The organism is Gluconobacter cerinus, assembly GCF_002723935.1.
Taxonomy (GTDB): Bacteria; Pseudomonadota; Alphaproteobacteria; order Acetobacterales; family Acetobacteraceae; genus Gluconobacter; species Gluconobacter cerinus.
Genome location: NZ_BEWM01000002.1, coordinates 46,744 through 64,088, shown reverse-complemented (window position 1 = coordinate 64,088; position 17,345 = coordinate 46,744). Strand labels below are relative to the sequence as shown.

The following is a 17,345-nucleotide window of genomic DNA, read 5'->3' as shown; positions in this document are numbered from 1 at the left end:
CGGTGACGGCTTCTGCTGAAAGAGACGCAACAACAGGCAACGAGGCGCTGAATGGCGCGGAGGTGCTTCTGCGCGTTCTCGATGAACAGGGCGTAGAGGTAGTCTTTGGCTATCCGGGGGGCGCTGTCCTTCCAATCTACGATGCGCTCTTCAAGCAGGACCGTATCCGCCATATTCTTGTCCGTCATGAGCAGGCTGCCGTTCATGCGGCTGAGGCTTATGCGCGTTCGACCGGCAAAGTTGGCGTTGTTCTGGTGACGTCCGGCCCGGGCGCAACCAATGCCGTGACCGGCCTTGTCGATGCGCTGATGGATTCGATTCCGCTGGTCTGCCTGACCGGTCAGGTGCCGACGAAGCTGATCGGCAATGATGCGTTCCAGGAAGCGGACACGACGGGCATTACCCGCCCGGCCACGAAGCACAACTATCTGGTGCGGACGCCGGGCGCTCTGGCGCAAACGGTGCGTGAAGCTTTCGAGGTGGCGCGTTCCGGTCGTCCGGGGCCTGTGCTGGTTGATCTGCCCAAGGACATCACGGTTGGTCAGGCTCCGCTGACGGCGCCTGCCATGTCCCGGCTGAAGCGTTTCCGTCGTCAGGGTGGGCCGGATGCCGAGGCGATTGCCCGCACGGTCCAGGCTATGAAGACGGCCAAGCGCCCGCTGTTCTACACGGGTGGCGGCATCATCAACTCTGGTCCGGAAGCGTCTGAACTGCTGCGTCGTCTGGCGCGCAAGACGGGTTTTCCGGTCACGTCTACGCTGATGGGGCTGGGTGCGTTTCCGTCTCCTGATCCGCAGTTCCTTGGTATGCTCGGCATGCACGGGTCTGTTGAGGCGAACATGGCCACGCATGGCTGTGATCTGCTGATCGCTCTGGGTGCGCGTTTTGATGATCGCGTGACGGGCCGTGTAGACGCGTTTTCGCCGAATTCGTTCAAGGTTCATGCGGATATTGATCCGAGCCAGATCAACAAGATCATCCGCGTGGATGTGCGTCTGGAAGGTGATGTTCGCGATACGCTTCAGGCGCTGCTGGACGCATGGGACGATACGCCGGCACCGGATCTGAGCACATGGTGGAACCAGATTGCGTCCTGGCGCAGCGTGGATGGCTTCGGCTTCACGCAGGACATGACGCCGTCTGCGGTGATCCGTCCGCAGCATGCCGTTCGTCGCCTGTATGAAATGGCGATGGAAACCGGGCGCGACACGTTTGTGTCCACCGAGGTGGGGCAGCATCAGATGTGGGCGGCCCAGCACTTCCAGTTCGCCAAGCCGAACCGCTGGCTGACGTCTGGTGGTCTGGGTACGATGGGTTATGGTTTGCCAGCTGCTGTGGGCGCACAGGTTGCGCATCCGGATGCGCTGGTGATTGATATCGCGGGTGAAGCCTCGACCCTGATGAACATTCAGGAACTGGGGACGATCGCGCAGTATCGTCTGCCGGTGAAGATCTTCATCCTGAACAACCAGTATATGGGCATGGTGCGCCAGTGGCAGGAGCTGCTGCATGGGTCACGCTATTCCCAGTCTTACAGCGAGGCGCTGCCAGACTTTGTGAAGCTGGCGGAAGCGTTCCAGGCAACCGGGATGCGTGCGACCTGCGTGGGTGAGCTGGACGATGTCATCCGTCGGATGCTGGAGCATGACGGCCCTGTCATCGCGGATATCTGCGTGGCGGAAAATGAAAACTGCTATCCGATGATTCCATCGGGTGCGGCTCACAACCAGATGCTGCTTGGCCCGGATCAGGATTCCGCAGCCGCAGGTCTGACCGAAGAAGGGATGATGTTGGTCTGATGACGGAGACAATCCAGAATTCGGTCATCTCGGTTCTGATTGAGAACGAGAGTGGCGCGCTGGCCCGTGTGGTGGGTCTGTTTTCCGGCCGTGGCTACAATATCGAGAGTCTGACGGTGGCGCTGGTGGATGCCGAGCGCAGCCTGTCACGCATCACGGTTCTGACGTCGGGGACGCCGCAGGTCATCGAGCAGATCAAGGCGCAGCTCAAGCGTCTGATCCCTGTTCATGCTGTGTGTGATCTGACGGAAGAAGGCCCGTATGTGGGCCGTGAGCTTGCTTTGGTGAAGGTTGTGTCCCGTGGGGAGAGCCGGACGGAGGGTCTGCGGATTGCAGATTCTTTCCGGGCCCGCCCGGTTGATACGACGGCCACCAGCTTCGTGTTCGAACTGACGGGGTCTCCCTCCAAGATCGACGCTTTTATCGAGTTGATGCGCCCCCTTGGCCTGGCTGAGGTTTCGCGCACGGGGATTGCGGCCATTGGTCGTGGCCCTTCTGTCTTTCACGTTAACGAGGAACATGTCTGATGCGGGTGTATTACGATCGCGATGCCGATCTGAATCTGATCAAGAGCAAGAAAGTCGCGATCATTGGCTACGGCAGCCAGGGTCACGCTCATGCCAACAACCTGCGTGACAGCGGCCTAACCGACATTGTCATTGGCCTGCGTCCGACGTCCTCTGCCGTCAAGAAGGCAGAAGAGGCTGGTTTCAAGGTCATGTCCCCGGACGAGGCTGCTGCCTGGGCCGATGTGGTCATGGTTCTGACGCCGGATGAAGGCCAGGGCGCCCTGTACAAGGACAGCCTTGAAAAGAACCTGAAGCAGGGTGCAGCTCTTGCCTTCGCGCATGGTCTGTCCATCCACTTCCGCATCATTGAAGCCCGTCCGGATCTGGACGTGTTCCTGATCGCGCCGAAGGGCCCGGGTCACACGGTTCGTTCCGAATACCAGCGTGGCGGTGGCGTGCCGTCCCTCGTTGCTGTGGCTCAGAATGCTTCTGGTAAGGCTCTGGACATCGCTCTGTCCTACGCTTCCGCAAATGGCGGCGGCCGTGCAGGCATCATCGAGACGAGCTTCAAGGAAGAAGTCGAAACCGATCTGTTCGGTGAGCAGGCTGTTCTGTGTGGCGGTGTCGTTGACCTGATCCGCGCTGGCTTCGAGACGCTGGTTGAAGGTGGCTATGCCCCGGAAATGGCTTACTTCGAGTGCCTGCATGAAATGAAGCTGATCGTGGATCTGATCTACGAAGGCGGCATTTCCAACATGAACTACTCCATCTCCAACACTGCGGAGTATGGTGAGTACGTGACGGGTCCGCGCATCATTACGCCGGAAACGAAGGCTGAGATGAAGCGCGTTCTGACGGACATTCAGGATGGGACGTTCGTTCGTAACTTCATCCTTGAGAACCAGTCTGGTGGCGTTGGCTTCAAGGCTATCCGCGCTCGCAATGACGCTCATCAGATCGAGAAGACCGGTGAGAAGCTGCGTGCGATGATGCCGTGGATTGCCAAGGGCAAGCTGGTCGACAAGGCCAAGAACTGATCTTTACGGATTAGGGCCCCTTAGTCGCTATAGGCTAGGGGGTATGAAGAGCACGCATTGCGAGGCTGAGATATTTCAGCCTTGGAGTGCGTGTTTTTTTATGCGCTGTGCAGGAGCCTGCCTATCTACGCCGCAGATGACGCATAGGATGAATCGTTGGTTATGACGGAGTGTATCGGTTGCTGAGTCAGAAAGACCCTGAAGTGAAGGGTGATCCCAAAAAATTGCCGGTTTTTTGAGTTTTTAGAGGGTGTTTTACTCTGAATTCCCAAACGGTTGTTCTTATTGGGAGCGTCTAACGGCAGTGGGATGATCTGTAATGTCGGCCCGGCTTCTTCAGGGAATGTGACATATTAGCGAATCAGGCCAGAAAACCCTTGCATCCGCAGGAAGGGGGCTCTAACTACCGCGCTTCTTGGCCCAAGGGGGCGATTTCGCCCAACAGGCTGTCTACTGGTTTGGGGGTACGTGATGAACGCACTTGCTCAACTGGGGATGGTATCGGAACTCCCGAGAGATATCCAGAACAGCGCTGCTCACTCTGTTGAAGAGGAGCGCAAAGACTATTTTATTGAACGGGATGGCGAACGCTATGCCGGTAATCATTTGCTGATCGATTTCTGGGATGCCCGGAATCTAGATGATCCAGCACGGATTGATGAGACGCTGCGCGAGGGTGCTATTGCAGCCGGTGCAACGATTCTGCACAGCCATTTCCACCACTTCACGCCGAATGGTGGTGTGTCTGGTGTTCTGGTGCTGGCAGAAAGTCACATCTCGATCCACACATGGCCAGAGCGTAATTACGCTGCGGTAGATGTGTTCATGTGCGGCGCCTGTGATCCGAATCTTTCGATTCCGGTCATGCAGCGCTTGTTCCAGGCTGGCCGCATCGAAGTTGATGCCGTACGCCGTGGACGCGTGCAGGACAGGAACGCTAGCGCGGCCTGATTCTCGGATAGGGGCCAGCCGAACCGGCTGGTCTTTACTCTGCTATTAAATCCCGACAAGGAACCGATGACCATGGCTGAAACATGGATCAACGAGACCCTGTACCCGGACTGGGGACAGCGTTTTCTCGTAACGCGTGAGTTCGCGCGCGTAAAATCTGATTTCCAGGACATTGTTGTCTTTGAAAGCTCCAGCCATGGCCGTGTGCTGGTTCTGGATGGCGTCATTCAGATCACGGAACGCGATGAGTTCGTTTATCAGGAAATGCTGACGCATGTTCCGATGCTGGCGCATCCGTGTGCGAAGCGCGTTCTGATCATTGGTGCGGGTGACGGTGGCGTTCTGCGTCGCGTTCTTGAGCACAAGACCGTCGAAAAAGCCGTCATGGTGGAAATCGATGGTGCGGTAATTGAACTCTCCAAGCAGCATCTGCCGAACATTGCGGGCGATGCCTGGAATGACCCGCGCGCTGAAGTGATTGTCGGTGATGGTATCGACTATGTTGCCAAGGCTGCTGACGGTTCTTTTGACGTCATCATCGTGGACAGCACGGACCCGATCGGCGTTGGTGAAGTTCTGTTTACGGACGAATTTTACAGCAACTGCGCACGTATCCTGTCGGATGAAGGTCTGATCGTGAATCAGTGCGGTGTTCCGTTCATGCAGTCTGATGAACTGTATGAGACGAGCCTGCGTCGTGCGAAATTCTTCCCGCATGTTTCAGCTTATGTTGCCGCTGTCCCGACTTATGTCGGCGGTTTCATGACGCTGGGTATGGCTTCCAAAGGCCAGGCTCCGAACACGCAGACGCTGGAGCAGATTCGCGGACGTGCAGACGCTGCCAAGATCCTTGGCACGACACGCTATTGGACGCCTGAAATTCACGTCGGCTCTTTCAATCTGCCGCCGTATATTGCCGAGCATCTTCCTAAGACGGAGAAGTAAGGCCTGATCCTTCGCTCTTTTAGGAGTGAAGGATTTTAAAGACAGCTTTCGAGGCTGCTGCTCATGCGTTCCAGAAGCGTAATGAGAATGTCTCTTTCCAGCGGAGTGAAGCCTTTGAAGGCTTCCTCGCTGGCCCCTTCCATAATTGGAATAACCTGCTGGCTTTTAGTGAAGCCAACTGGCGAAAGCCGGATCTGACTGACGCGTTTGTCGTCCGGGTCGGGTTCGCGTTCGATCAGGCCGTCCCGCTCCATGCGGGCCAGCAGTGTTGCCATGCCTGGTTGCTCAATCCCTGCGAGTTCAGCAAGCACCTTTTGAGTGCGGACTTCGCCTTTTCCGAGGGCAAGGAAAACTGGAATCTGTCCTGCGCGCATTCCGGCGGGTTTCAGTTTCTGTTCCATCAGGCGCGTGAAAAGGCGCCCGGTCTTACTTGTTAATGAGCCTATGGAGAGGCAAGGGGCCTGATTCTGCATGGGGAACTGCCTTCAGGTGGATAGTGTGGATAACATACATAACATGTTATGTACTTATTTTAAGAAGACTGCTCACATCGTAAAGCGGTTTTCCTGATCTCTTTGGAAATCAGGAAAACGAGAGGAAGCACTTACGGTTTGGAGGTGGGTGGCAACGATTTGCACTGATGGTCGCGGTACAGGCTCCATTCTTCACAGGTCTGGCCGGAGGGCAGGTGGCACATACCAACCTGTCCAGACGGCTGACTAACAATTTCCAGAGTTCCTCCCTGCTTTGTGCAGGAGACGCTGGCGGGGTTTGCCAGACCTATGAGATGCGGCTTCTGCGGTTGTTCCGCGTTGCATGCAGCCAATAGGAGAAGAGTGGCACCACAGATGCTGTTTTTGAGCGAGAAGCGCATATCAGGGTGCCGTCCTTGTAAAGAAGCGGACGTTGCTTTCCTTGGAGCCAAGGGTTTTTACAGCCTCTGCGAATTTCTGGAAGTGCGGCGTTTTCAGGTGCACATCAAAGGCAGCCTGATCGCGATAGGTTTCGACAAGCACAATGAGATTCGGATCTTCATTGGATGTCATCACGTCGAAGCTATGGCAGTCGGGCTCGTCCGCGTTGGAATGCTTGCTGTCATAAGCACACATTTCAAGGAATTTTTCCCGATTTTCGGGGGGAATGGACAATTCTGCAATGACAGTCAGTTCGCCAGCCATGAAAGTTCTCCCGTTCTGGTTACAAAGGTATGCGGCAATCGTAACGCAGAACTAACCGTAACGATTGCGAAGAGATCAGGAAACTGGCAGGATCGAGTCCGACCAATACGGGAGAGACTGGCCTTCAGGGCTGGCGCCGAAGGAGCAACCGCCCCGGAAACTCTCAGGCCAAAGGACCGAGTTGGTCGGTAAATTCTGGAGAGAGGTGCGCCTGACGTACCCGCCGACGGGATAGCGATCTCAGGCAAAAGGACAGAAGGGGCGGCGTTTTCCGGAAACTCCGGGCGCGTCTGCACCTTCACGTTCTGACCGGGCCGGACCTACCCCATGACCGACTCTCTCCAGCGTACCCCTCTCCATGCTCTTAATCTGGAACTTGGCGCCAAAATGGTGCCGTTTGCGGGTTATGAGATGCCGCTTCAGTATCCCGCAGGGCTGATGGCCGAGCATTTGCACACGCGTAGCCAGACTGGGCTTTTTGACGTCTCCCATATGGGGCAGATCCGGATTGCTGCTCGCAGTGGCGATGTGCGTGATGCCGCTCTGGCGCTCGAAAGCCTGATCCCAGCCGATTATGCGGGGCTTGCGAAGGGGCGGCAGCGCTACGGATTTCTGACCAATGATACCGCAGGCATTCTTGATGATCTGATGGTCGCCAACATGGGTGATGATCTGTTCGTTGTGGTGAATGCGTCTTGCAAGGAGCAGGATGCGGCGCTGATTGAAGCGGCTCTTTCTGACCGTTGTGTTGTGACGCGGCAGTTTGATCGCGCGCTGATGGCGTTGCAGGGGCCGCAGGCTCAGGAGGCTATCGCACCTCTTTGTCCGGCAGCGGTCGATATGCGTTTTATGGACGTGATCGAGACGAAGCTTTCTGGTGTTCCGGTGACGCTGTCGCGTTCGGGTTACACGGGTGAAGACGGGTACGAGATTGGGTGTGCAGCCGCTGATGCGGAAACTGTTGCACGGGCGTTGCTGGCTCAGCCACAGGTTCTTCCCATTGGGCTTGGAGCCCGGGATTCGCTTCGTCTGGAAGCGGGGCTTTGCCTGTATGGCAATGATATCGATACGACGACTACGCCGATTGAAGCGTCTCTGGCCTGGGCTATTCAGAAAGCCCGGCGCGAAGGGGGCTCTCGTGAAGGAGGCTATCCGGGCGCGGAGATCGTTCTGCGTCAGGCTCGTGAGGGTGTCAGCCGCAAACGTGTTGGCCTGATGGCGGAGGGGCGCGCGCCTGTTCGTGCGGGCGCAAAGCTTTTTGCGGATGCGGATGGCCAGAAAGAGATCGGTCTTGTGACGTCAGGGGCGTTTGGCCCGACGGTCCAGGCACCGGTGGCGATGGGATATGTCGCAACAGACTACGCGGGGAATGACACGGCGCTGTTTGCCGAACTGCGTGGAAAATTCGTTCCGGTTCATGTTCGGGCGATGCCGTTCGTGGCGCCCGGTTTCAAGCGTTAAGCCAAGGAAAAGCAGCGATGACGACTTATTATACCAAATCGCATGAATGGATCCGTCTGGACGGGGAAGAGGCGACTGTGGGCATCACGGCTCATGCTTCTGAAGAGCTGGGCGAACTGGTGTTCGTGGAAGCCAAGGACGAGGGTACGGACGTAGCGGCTGGCGATGCTGCTGCGGTTGTGGAATCCGTTAAGGCGGCGTCTGACATCTATGCTCCGGTTGCCGGTGTGCTGTCGGGCTTCAATACGAAGCTGTCCGACGAGCCGACGCTGGTTGGTAATGACCCGGAAGGTGAGGGCTGGATCTTCAAGATGAAGGTTTCCAACCCGGATGACGTGACGTCCCTTCTGACGGCAGAGCAGTACAAGAGCCTCTGACGTTCTGTGATGGGTCTGGCTTCTGCTGGACCCATTTTTCTTTCTTTGCCCATCAAGATTTCCAGAGAACGATACCGTGACGATCCTGTGGCCTGAACAGACCGAAGACTTCAGCTCCCGCCATATTGGCCCACGCTCCTCTGAAATTGCGGAGATGTTGCAGACGATCGGGGCGTCCAGCCTTGATGATCTGATTGACCGGACGGTTCCGAAAGCCATTCTTGATCGTGGTGACCACGGGATTGGCGCGGCGCTGACGGAACAGCAGGCTCTGGCGCGTCTGCGGGAGATTGCGTCCCGGAACCGTGTTCTGACGTCCATGATCGGGCAGGGATATTACGACACGGTTCTTCCGCCGGTCATTCAGCGCAATATTCTGGAAAATCCGGCCTGGTACACGGCTTACACGCCGTATCAGCCGGAAATCAGTCAGGGGCGCCTTGAGGCGCTTCTGAACTTTCAGACGCTTGTGGCGGATCTGACAGGGCTCGATATCGCCAATGCGTCCTTGCTGGATGAGGGCACGGCCTGTGCGGAGGCTATGGCGCTGGCCAAGCGTGTCTGCAAGTCCAAGTCCGACCGGTTCTTCGTAGATGCTGATACGCATCCGCAGACGCTGGCTGTTCTGAAGACGCGGGCCGAGCCGCTGGGCTGGGAGATTGTGGTGGGTGATCCGGCGACGGATCTGGATGCGGCGTCCGTGTTTGGTGCACTGCTGTCCTATCCGGGGTCGTCCGGGGCTGTGCGTGACCCGCGTGGTGTGATTGAGGCGGTTCATGCGCAGGGCGGTATTGTTGCCGTGACCTGTGATCCGCTGGCTCTTGTGATGCTGGAAAGCCCGGGGGCGCTGGGCGCGGACATCGCTATTGGGTCCATGCAGCGTTATGGCGTGCCGATGGGTGGTGGTGGCCCGCATGCCGGGTTCATGGCGACGAAGGATGCTTACAAGCGGCACATGCCGGGGCGTCTGGTCGGTGTTTCGCGTGATAGCGTCGGGCGCCCGGCGTATCGACTGGCGTTGCAGACCCGGGAGCAGCATATCCGCCGGGAGAAGGCGACGTCCAACATCTGCACGGCGCAGGTTCTGCTGGCCGTCATTGCGTCCATGTATGCGGTGTATCATGGGCCGGAAGGGCTGAAGGCGATTGCGGGTCGTACGCATCGTCTGGCGACTATTCTGGCTGCGGGTCTGAAGGCTCTTGGCGTGACGGTTGAGACGGAAACGTTCTTCGACACGCTGACAGTGCAGGCTGGTTCCGATGCACAGGGCATTCTTGCTAAGGCTCTGGATGCCGGGATCAATCTGCGTGATGCGGGCGAAGGACGGATTGGTCTGTCCTGTGATGAGGCGACGACGCCTGCGACCATCCGGGCGCTGTGGCAGTGTTTTGGGGCGGATGAGGCGCGTATTGCGGTTCTGGAGCGGGAGCTTTCTGTTGAAGAGGCTCTACCGCAGGCGCTGTCCCGTCAGGCGGCTTTGCTGACGCATCCGGTGTTCCATGTTCATCGTTCGGAGACGGATCTGCTGCGGTATATGCGGTCTCTGTCTGACAAGGATCTTGCGCTGGATCGGACGATGATTCCGCTGGGCTCCTGCACGATGAAGCTTAATGCAACCGCAGAAATGATTCCTATCACCTGGCCTGAATTCGGGCGGATTCATCCGTTTGCGCCGAAGGATCAGCAGGCTGGATATGCGGAACTGTTTGCGTATCTGGAGCGGACGCTGTGTGCGATTTCGGGGTATGATGCTGTGTCGCTTCAGCCGAATTCTGGTGCGCAGGGTGAGTTTGCGGGGCTTCTGGCGATCCGTGGGTATCATCAGGCGCGCGGAGATATGGATCGGGATGTGTGCCTGATTCCGGCGTCCGCGCATGGGACAAACCCAGCGTCTGCCCACATGGTGGGGATGCGTGTTGTTGTTGTGGCCTGTGACAGCAATGGCAACGTTGATGTGGAGGATCTGAAGGCAAAGATCGCGCAGCATGACGGGCGTGTGGCGGCCATCATGATTACCTATCCGTCCACGCATGGTGTGTTTGAGGAACGGATTGTCGAGATCTGTGATCTTGTTCATGCGGCTGGTGGGCAGGTTTATCTGGATGGTGCGAACCTGAATGCGCAGGTTGGTCTGGCACGACCGGGCCTGTACGGGGCTGATGTTTCGCATTTCAATCTGCACAAGACGTTCTGCATTCCGCATGGCGGTGGTGGACCGGGCATGGGGCCGATTGGTGTGGGCAGCCATCTGGCGCCGTATCTGCCGGGACAGAACGGAGTTGCCGTTTCTGCTGCGCCGTATGGTTCAGCGTCCATTCTGCCGATCTCTGCCGCCTACATCATGATGATGGGGGATGAGGGACTGCGTCGGGCGACGGAAGTGGCCATTTTGAATGCGAACTACATCGCGGCGCGTCTGGAAGCGCATTACCCGGTGCTGTATCGGGGTAGCAACGGCTTTACGGCGCATGAGTGCATTGTTGACCTGCGGCCGATCAAGGATGCAGTTGGTGTGACGGTGGACGACATTGCCAAGCGCCTGATTGACCATGGGTTCCATGCGCCGACGGTCAGTTTCCCCGTAGCGGGGACGTTCATGATCGAGCCGACAGAGTCCGAGGGGAAGGTCGAGCTGGATCGGTTCTGCGATGCGATGATCGCCATTCGGGCAGAAATTGCAGATGTGGAAGCAGGGGCAGTTGCCGTAGAGGATAGCCCGCTACGGTTTGCGCCTCATACGACGGCTGACTTGGCCGGTGAGTGGGGTCGCCCCTATGCGCGGGAGAAGGGCTGTTTCCCGGGTGGGGTTAACACGTCCAAGTACTGGTCGCCTGTCGGACGGCTGGATAACGCGTGGGGCGACCGGAATCTGGTGTGTTCGTGCCCGGATATTTCGACTTACGCAGACGTGTAATATTAGTCTGTTTTGTGAGTGAAAAAGGCGCCCTCAAAAGGGGCGCCTTTTTTATTGTCCATCAGGATGTGACGGTGACCCACTCTGCAGACGTCAGTTCTGCCAGACGCGCCGGGGTGAGCATGACGGAGGCATTGGTGGCACCTGCAGCAGGGATCACGATGTTAAATGCACGAAGAGACTCATCGCAATAAACGGGAAGTGGCTTTGATAGTCCAAAGGGGCAAACGCCGCCGGGCGGATGGCTTGTAAGTGCCAGCACCTCGTCTCCGTTTAGGAAGCGGGGACGACCTCCCAGAACGTCTTTTGTCAGACGATTATCCAGACGTTTTGTTCCTGCCATGACGATCAGCACAGTTTTAGCCTGTGGACCTGACCCAACCTTCACGCCGAGTGTTTTGGCAATCTGATCGGGCTCGACATTGTGTGTAGCAGCAGCCTCATCAACGGTAGCCGTGGAACACTCCGTCACGATGATGGAGAGATCAGGCGCGCGCTGGGCGAGATCAATCCTTACGCTTTCAAGACTCATGAATAGGTGCCTCCGGAAATTTCAGGAAGATGTTTCATGTGAAACATGGGGGAGATTTCAGAAAACCTATCTTGTAGAAATGGCAGCGCACAGGGGCGAGGGCCATCAGTTTACCGATGGGAACCAGATCCTGTATCTTTTTTTGTGAGGAAAACATCGTGAGTCATGCTGCCTGTGTTGTCGCCATTCTGACTGTATCGTCTGACCAGGCACGAGAGCTGGAGCTGGAACTGGTACGCTGCATTGTTGCATCACGCGCGGAAGAAGGCTGCCAGCGTTACGTAATCAGCCGCGATCAGGACCATGGAGGACGCTTCACGGCCGAGGAGCGCTGGGCTTCGACTGAGGCTTTCGAGCAGCATCTGGAGACGCCACATTTTAGGTCTCTTGCCGCGTTGCTGGATCGTCTGGATGCTTCTGTGCAGTTGATGAAGGTGACGCCGCTTGATGAAATCAGTGACGCGATCTGAAAGCTGTTTCAATTCCAGCGGGAATATGTCTCTTCTGATGTGTCGCTGTTGGGGCGGCAAACCATGCACGAAGGAGAGACACCCATGACAGCAACCGTAACATTTCAGGTCGAAGGCATGTCCTGCACAGGGTGTTCAGGCAAGCTCCAGAAAGCCCTTGAAGCTGTTCCTGGCGTTTCTGCTGCGGATGTGACCCTGGAGCCAGCACAGGCTGTCATTCAGTATGACGATGCCAAGGTTTCTACGGCAGCGCTGAAAGAGACAGTGGAAGACGTGGGCTTTGACGTCGTTGGCTGACTGAGAGATTGCCTTTGGCGGTCAGAGCCTGAGGTGCAGGCTCTGGGCTGCCATAATGAAGTGGACGCCTGTTGTATTGCCCGCTTCCAGTTCTTCATGAATGCGCAGAACGGGATCTTGCTGGCGTCTGAGTGTCGGTTTGACGTGCGTAATTACGACGGGCAGATTTTTGAGCGAAACGCCTGCGATCTGCTGAAGATCTTCCAGTTCTGCCTCTACCCAGTGCGGCGTCAGATGTCCGTACAGGTGGCTATCGGAAATGGAGTTGTCATAAGAGCACTCTATCATGATGGCATGGAGATGTTTCTGACGCACAAGGGGCACGATAGCCTGCCAGAGACGATGCAGGTGATCTGAGTGCTGGGGGGCGTCTGGCCCGGTATCTCCGAGATAGAGCAGGGCATCTGGGCTGCTTGTTAGCAGGAATGCTGTTGATTCCACACCGCCATGGTTCAATGGATAGGCCTGAACCTGCAAAGATGTCCCGCTGATGGGTGTGGGCTTCTCGGGTGTTAGATCGTCATAGCGGTATGTGCTGAGCCGGGGTTTGACGCCTTTGTCGCCCATGTTGGGCCAAATCTGCCAGTTGAAAATATGTTCGGCGAGAATGGCGTTGACGGACGCAAGAGCCATGATCGGTTTGGGTGTGTCATCCGGGGATATGGCGACCAGACCGGCAATATGATCCAGATGAGCATGGCTGATCAGATAGGCCGCAATGGTCGCGTGAAGAATTTCCCCTTCCGGGGTCAGTGTTGCGGATTTGAGGGAGAGGGTCTTGAACACCCCTGCTTTTACGGCGTCTTTCAGGCCATGCAGAACTGTTCCCGCATCGCAGAGAACGCCTTTGTCAGAACCTTCAGGCCGGATTAAGTAGGCGCTTAACGTTCCGTCATCCAAGCCTCCGGCGGCTCCCAGTACGACGATATCAAAGTCTGAGGCCTGCGCTATGGAAGCACAAAGAAGCAGAGGGAGAGCGGCTAGAAGTCCCTTCAGGACGGGGGCGATGCGCATGAGCGGACGTTCTTTTCCGTGAGGAGGGCTATTTTCGATAATGCGGCAGCGACAGTCCCTTGAGAAGAGCAAGTGCGCGAAGGGCAAACCCTGCGAAAATGGCGATGGCAGCTGCCAGTGTGGTGTCACACCCTGCTTTTGTCAGGAGCACATAGCTGCACGATGAGAGGGCAACAGCAGTAACATACAGCTCTGGACGAATGATGATGGATGGGACGCCAGCCAGGACATCGCGAAAAATGCCCCCCATGCATGCACTGACAATTCCCATCAGAGCGGCTGGAACAGGTGGGATGCCATAAGCAATGGCTTTGGCTGCGCCATACACGCCATAAGCTGCAATCCCCATTCCGTCGAACCAGTCTACGGCGCGCTCGGACCAGAGGCGACCTGGCGTGAACCAGACGAGCAGGGCGCAGACCATGCAGACAGTGATGCCAGTGGAGTTGTGCATCCAAGAGACAGGGGCACCGATCAACAGATCGCGCACGGTTCCACCGCCGACACCTGTAATGGCGGCGAAGAACATGAAAGTCAGGATTGTCAGGCGTTCCCGTGCAGCGGCGAGGGCTCCTGAAACGGCAAAGACGGCCGTTCCGGCAATATCCAGAATGGGCAGGACGGAAGTTGAAAAAGCCTCGAAAGCGGGATGCATCATGACGGGTGCCGTAACAGGGAAAGCGGGTACGAAAAAGCCCGGCGCAAAGGCCGGGCTTCTCCGTTTTGCAGAAGTCTGCTCGGATTAGACCGAGTAGTACATCTCGAACTCGACCGGGTGGGGTGTGTGTTCGAACTTGTAGACTTCAGGCCACTTGATGTCGATGTAGCTCTCGATCTGGTCCTTGGTGAAAACGCCGCCTTCGAGAAGGAATGCGTGATCTTCCTGAAGGGCTTCGAGGGCTTCACGGAGCGAACCGCAGACCGTCGGGATCTGAGCAAGCTCTTCCTTCGGCAGTTCGTACAGATCCTTGTCCATGGCGTCGCCAGGGTGGATCTTGTTGCGGATGCCATCAAGACCAGCCATCAGCATGGCTGCAAACGCCAGATATGGGTTTGCCATCGGGTCCGGGAAGCGGACTTCAACGCGCTTTGCCTTCGGGTTCGTGGCGTGCGGGATACGACACGAAGCTGAACGGTTGGCAGCGGAGTAAGCCAGCAGCACGGGCGCTTCAAAGCCCGGGATCAGGCGCTTGTAGGAGTTGGTGGACGGGTTCGTGAACGCGTTCAGAGCCTTGGCGTGCTTGATGATGCCGCCAATGTAGAACAGTGCGTCTTCGGACAGGTCCGCATACTTGTCGCCAGCGAAGGTTGGCTTGCCGTCTTTCCAGATGGACTGGTGAACGTGCATGCCGGAACCGTTGTCGCCCGAGATCGGCTTCGGCATGAACGTGGCCGTTTTGCCGTAGGAGTGGGCAACGTTGTGCACGCAGTACTTGTAGATCTGCATGAAGTCAGCAGATTTCACGAGCGTGTCGAACTTCGTGCCAAGCTCGTGCTGGGACTGTGCAACTTCGTGATGGTGCTTCTCGATCGGAAGACCCATTTCGCCCATCGTGGAGAGCATTTCGGCGCGGAGGTCATGCTCGCTGTCCACTGGCGGGACCGGGAAGTAACCACCCTTGACGACAGGGCGATGGCCCATGTTGCCTTCCGGGTAGGCCTTCAGAGATGCGCCTGGGCCTTCGATGCTGTCGAGCTGGTACGTACCGAAGTTCGGACCAGTGCCGAACTGGACGTTGTCGAAGATGAAGAACTCAGCTTCCGGGCCGAAGAAAGCGGTATCGCCGAAGCCGGCTTCCTTCAGATAGGCTTCTGCAAGCTTGGCCGTCGAGCGGGGATCACGATTGTAGAAGTTGCCTGTCTTGGGATCAATAATGTCACAGAACAGGATCAGCTGCGGCTTTGCGGAGAACGGGTCCATGACGGCCGTTTCCGGATCTGGCAGCAGAACCATGTCGGACTCGTTGATCGCTTTCCAGCCCTGGATGGACGAGCCATCGAACATGAAGCCTTCAACGAACGTGTCGTCTTCAATGGTGGAGACCGTCTGGGTCGTGTGGTGCCACTTGCCCTTGGGATCGGTGAAACGCAGATCGACGAACTCAGCCGCATGTTCCTGGATCATCTCGAAAACGCGGGCAACGGCCTCGGGCTTCGGTGCTGGTGGCTTGCCAGCTGCGGCGGTTGTCTTGGGGGAAGCAGCCTTGGCGGAAGCGCGGCGTGGAGCTGCAGCTTTCGGTTTGGCGGTGGAGGAAGTAGGGGCTTTTCTGGCCATCGATCTGTCGCCTTGCATCGTGTGAACGGCTTCAAAACGATTACGGGACAATTTCCCATCTGTCGAGTACGACATACACCTTCATTTCATCATCAATTGAAGAAAGAAAGTGTCTCAAAATGGCACTTGGCCTGATTGGACGCGTTTTTCTGGCCGATCAGGGATGGGGAAGCTCTGACTTGCCGGGGTGTTGTCCGATCGGGAAAATTTTATTGATCGGGAATTTCATAGTTACTGTGCGGGTACTGATTCCAAAAAGACGTTTGTTCAGCTGAGATCGTGAGGTGAGGACCAAAGCGCAGGGAATGGCTTTTCAGGACGAGCGGGTCCTGCAATGGTGAGGTCTCTCTTCCGTTCCATGTCTTAAAAGCGCTGGTCCATGAAAACGTCCAATACCTATCTGTCTTCACTGCCCACGACCGTTTTCACGATTATGTCTCAACTTGCTGCCAAGTATGATGCAATCAATCTGGGACAGGGCTTTCCGGACACTGAAGGCCCGGCGGATATTATCAACGTCGCGGCTGAGGCGCTGAAGGATAATAGAAACCAGTATGCGCCGCTAACGGGGTTGCCGGAGTTGCGGCAGGCTGTCGCTGAATCAAACCGGCGTTTTTATGGGCTTGAGATTGATCCGGCGACAGAGGTCGTTGTGACGTCCGGAGCAACGGAAGCTCTGGCAGCCTGCCTGATGGCTGTTGTGGAAGCTGGTGATGAAGTGGTTCTGATCGAACCTCTCTATGACACCTATCTTCCCATGCTCAAGATGATAGGCGCGGTTCCCAAGTGCGTCCGTCTTCAGCCGCCACACTGGAAGCTTCCTGAAGAAGAGTTGCGTGCAGCCTTTGGTCCCAAAACAAAAGCCATGATCCTGAACTCTCCGATGAACCCTGCGGGCAAGGTCTTTTCACAGACTGAACTTGAGCTGATTGCAGGATTGGTGAAGGAACATGATGCCTATGTGATCTGTGACGAAGTTTACGAACACCTGACGTTTCACGTGAAACACATTCCCCTCATGACGCTTCCTAATATGCGGGAGCGCTGCATGCGCATTGGGAGCGCAGGCAAGAGCTTCTCTCTGACGGGGTGGAAAGTCGGGTATGTCACGGCTCCTTCGGCTCTGGCGTCTGTGGTTGCGAAGGCTCATCAGGTGCTGGTGTTTGCCACGGCACCTAATCTTCAGCGCGCTGTGGCGCATGGTCTCAATAAAGACGACAGCTACTACAAAAGTTTGTCCGCTGACCTGGAATTGCGCCGAGACATTCTTGTGGAAGGATTGCATCGCCTCGGTTTTGAGACACTTCCCGCAGATGGAAGCTATTTTGTCGTGGCGGATACGTCACGGCATGCTCAGGGACGAACGGATGTGGAATTTGCCGAATGGCTGGTTGAGCACGCAGGCGTGGCAACAATTCCGGTCTCTGCCTTTTATGACCCAGAGGGCGCTGAACCGCCACGCAACATGATCCGCTTTGCATTCTGCAAGAAGCCGGAAATTCTTCACGAAGCCCTGCGTCGCCTCGAAAAAGCACTCACCTGAAGGCGGCCTCTTTCAATTCGCGTGCTATGACCCATTTCTAGTT

18 protein-coding genes and 2 riboswitches are annotated in these 17,345 nt (G+C 56.8%); of the genes, 11 read left to right on the top strand and 7 right to left on the bottom strand.

From position 1 onward, the window contains the following. Window positions 1–2: 2 nt before the first annotated feature. The 5 genes from ilvB (at window position 3) to speE (ending at window position 5,241) form a co-directional block, all read left to right on the top strand. Entirely contained in the window at window positions 3–1,799 is a 1,797-nt protein-coding gene (gene ilvB / locus GCE01_RS04285; RefSeq protein ID WP_099211233.1) for a biosynthetic-type acetolactate synthase large subunit, read from the top strand. After that, window positions 1,799–2,326: an acetolactate synthase small subunit gene (ilvN, locus tag GCE01_RS04280; protein ID WP_007283005.1), complete on the top strand. Its 528-nt coding sequence runs from the start codon at window positions 1,799–1,801 to the stop codon at window positions 2,324–2,326. Before ilvB ends, ilvN begins: the two co-directional genes overlap by 1 nt. Continuing rightward, window positions 2,326–3,345 (top strand): ketol-acid reductoisomerase, encoded by a 1,020-nt coding sequence (gene ilvC / locus GCE01_RS04275; RefSeq protein WP_046900379.1) that lies wholly within the window; start codon window positions 2,326–2,328, stop codon window positions 3,343–3,345. The genes ilvN and ilvC overlap by 1 nt, the downstream gene beginning before the upstream one ends. Window positions 3,346–3,816: 471 nt before the next feature. Beyond that, complete coding sequence (speD, locus tag GCE01_RS04270) at window positions 3,817–4,296, top strand: adenosylmethionine decarboxylase (protein WP_046900378.1); 480 nt, start codon at window positions 3,817–3,819, stop codon at window positions 4,294–4,296. 72 nt (window positions 4,297–4,368) lie between these two features. Continuing rightward, complete coding sequence (gene speE, locus GCE01_RS04265; RefSeq protein ID WP_099211231.1) at window positions 4,369–5,241, top strand: polyamine aminopropyltransferase; 873 nt, start codon at window positions 4,369–4,371, stop codon at window positions 5,239–5,241. Window positions 5,242–5,276: 35 nt separating this feature from the next. Here the strand turns inward: speE and GCE01_RS04260 are convergent, their stop codons facing one another. The 3 genes from GCE01_RS04260 to GCE01_RS04250 all read right to left on the bottom strand — a co-directional run bounded on the left by GCE01_RS04260 (window position 5,277) and on the right by GCE01_RS04250 (window position 6,419). Continuing rightward, window positions 5,277–5,615 carry a MarR family winged helix-turn-helix transcriptional regulator gene (locus GCE01_RS04260; RefSeq protein WP_244591082.1) on the bottom strand — a complete coding sequence of 113 codons (339 nt, stop codon included), beginning with the start codon at window positions 5,613–5,615 and terminating at the stop codon, window positions 5,277–5,279. A 230-nt stretch (window positions 5,616–5,845) separates the two neighbouring features. After that, window positions 5,846–6,115 (bottom strand): putative hemolysin, encoded by a 270-nt coding sequence (locus tag GCE01_RS04255; RefSeq protein ID WP_099211227.1) that lies wholly within the window; start codon window positions 6,113–6,115, stop codon window positions 5,846–5,848. Between the two features lies 1 nt (window position 6,116). Next, window positions 6,117–6,419: a putative quinol monooxygenase gene (locus tag GCE01_RS04250; protein ID WP_099211225.1), complete on the bottom strand. Its 303-nt coding sequence runs from the start codon at window positions 6,417–6,419 to the stop codon at window positions 6,117–6,119. A gap of 98 nt (window positions 6,420–6,517) precedes the next feature. Then, window positions 6,518–6,608, top strand: a riboswitch (glycine riboswitch). Further along, window positions 6,609–6,685: riboswitch (glycine riboswitch) on the top strand. Window positions 6,686–6,746: 61 nt separating this feature from the next. On the opposite strand from GCE01_RS04250, the gene gcvT reads away from it, so the two are divergent. The 3 genes from gcvT (at window position 6,747) to gcvP (ending at window position 11,171) form a co-directional block, all read left to right on the top strand. Next, window positions 6,747–7,880 (top strand): glycine cleavage system aminomethyltransferase GcvT, encoded by a 1,134-nt coding sequence (gcvT, locus tag GCE01_RS04245; RefSeq protein ID WP_099211223.1) that lies wholly within the window; start codon window positions 6,747–6,749, stop codon window positions 7,878–7,880. Window positions 7,881–7,897: 17 nt separating this feature from the next. Then, window positions 7,898–8,257: a glycine cleavage system protein GcvH gene (gene gcvH, locus GCE01_RS04240; RefSeq protein ID WP_048842819.1), complete on the top strand. Its 360-nt coding sequence runs from the start codon at window positions 7,898–7,900 to the stop codon at window positions 8,255–8,257. Window positions 8,258–8,333: 76 nt separating this feature from the next. Next, window positions 8,334–11,171: an aminomethyl-transferring glycine dehydrogenase gene (gene gcvP / locus GCE01_RS04235; RefSeq protein WP_167386115.1), complete on the top strand. Its 2,838-nt coding sequence runs from the start codon at window positions 8,334–8,336 to the stop codon at window positions 11,169–11,171. A gap of 61 nt (window positions 11,172–11,232) precedes the next feature. On the opposite strand, the gene GCE01_RS04230 is transcribed toward gcvP, so the two are convergent. Beyond that, a complete protein-coding gene (locus GCE01_RS04230) occupies window positions 11,233–11,703 on the bottom strand; it encodes a YbaK/EbsC family protein (protein WP_099211219.1) in 471 nt (156 codons plus the stop codon). Window positions 11,704–11,861: 158 nt separating this feature from the next. Here GCE01_RS04230 and GCE01_RS04225 point away from each other — a divergent pair, with 158 nt between their 5' ends. Together GCE01_RS04225 and GCE01_RS04220 are read left to right on the top strand one after the other, a co-directional pair. Then, complete coding sequence (locus GCE01_RS04225) at window positions 11,862–12,173, top strand: putative quinol monooxygenase (RefSeq protein ID WP_244591081.1); 312 nt, start codon at window positions 11,862–11,864, stop codon at window positions 12,171–12,173. An 84-nt stretch (window positions 12,174–12,257) separates the two neighbouring features. Further along, window positions 12,258–12,470 (top strand): heavy-metal-associated domain-containing protein, encoded by a 213-nt coding sequence (locus GCE01_RS04220; RefSeq protein WP_046900368.1) that lies wholly within the window; start codon window positions 12,258–12,260, stop codon window positions 12,468–12,470. Between the two features lie 21 nt (window positions 12,471–12,491). On the opposite strand, the gene GCE01_RS04215 is transcribed toward GCE01_RS04220, so the two are convergent. The 3 genes from GCE01_RS04215 to glnA form a co-directional block, all read right to left on the bottom strand. Next, window positions 12,492–13,484: an MBL fold metallo-hydrolase gene (locus GCE01_RS04215; RefSeq protein ID WP_099211215.1), complete on the bottom strand. Its 993-nt coding sequence runs from the start codon at window positions 13,482–13,484 to the stop codon at window positions 12,492–12,494. A gap of 28 nt (window positions 13,485–13,512) precedes the next feature. Further along, window positions 13,513–14,142, bottom strand: coding sequence for a trimeric intracellular cation channel family protein (locus GCE01_RS04210; protein ID WP_064275503.1), 630 nt, complete (start codon window positions 14,140–14,142; stop codon window positions 13,513–13,515). An 84-nt stretch (window positions 14,143–14,226) separates the two neighbouring features. Then, complete coding sequence (gene glnA, locus GCE01_RS04205) at window positions 14,227–15,609, bottom strand: type I glutamate--ammonia ligase (RefSeq protein WP_046900948.1); 1,383 nt, start codon at window positions 15,607–15,609, stop codon at window positions 14,227–14,229. A 529-nt stretch (window positions 15,610–16,138) separates the two neighbouring features. Here glnA and GCE01_RS04200 point away from each other — a divergent pair. Next, on the top strand, window positions 16,139–17,302 hold the full coding sequence (locus tag GCE01_RS04200) for an aminotransferase (RefSeq protein ID WP_099211213.1): 1,164 nt from the start codon (window positions 16,139–16,141) through the stop codon (window positions 17,300–17,302). Window positions 17,303–17,345: the final 43 nt, after the last annotated feature.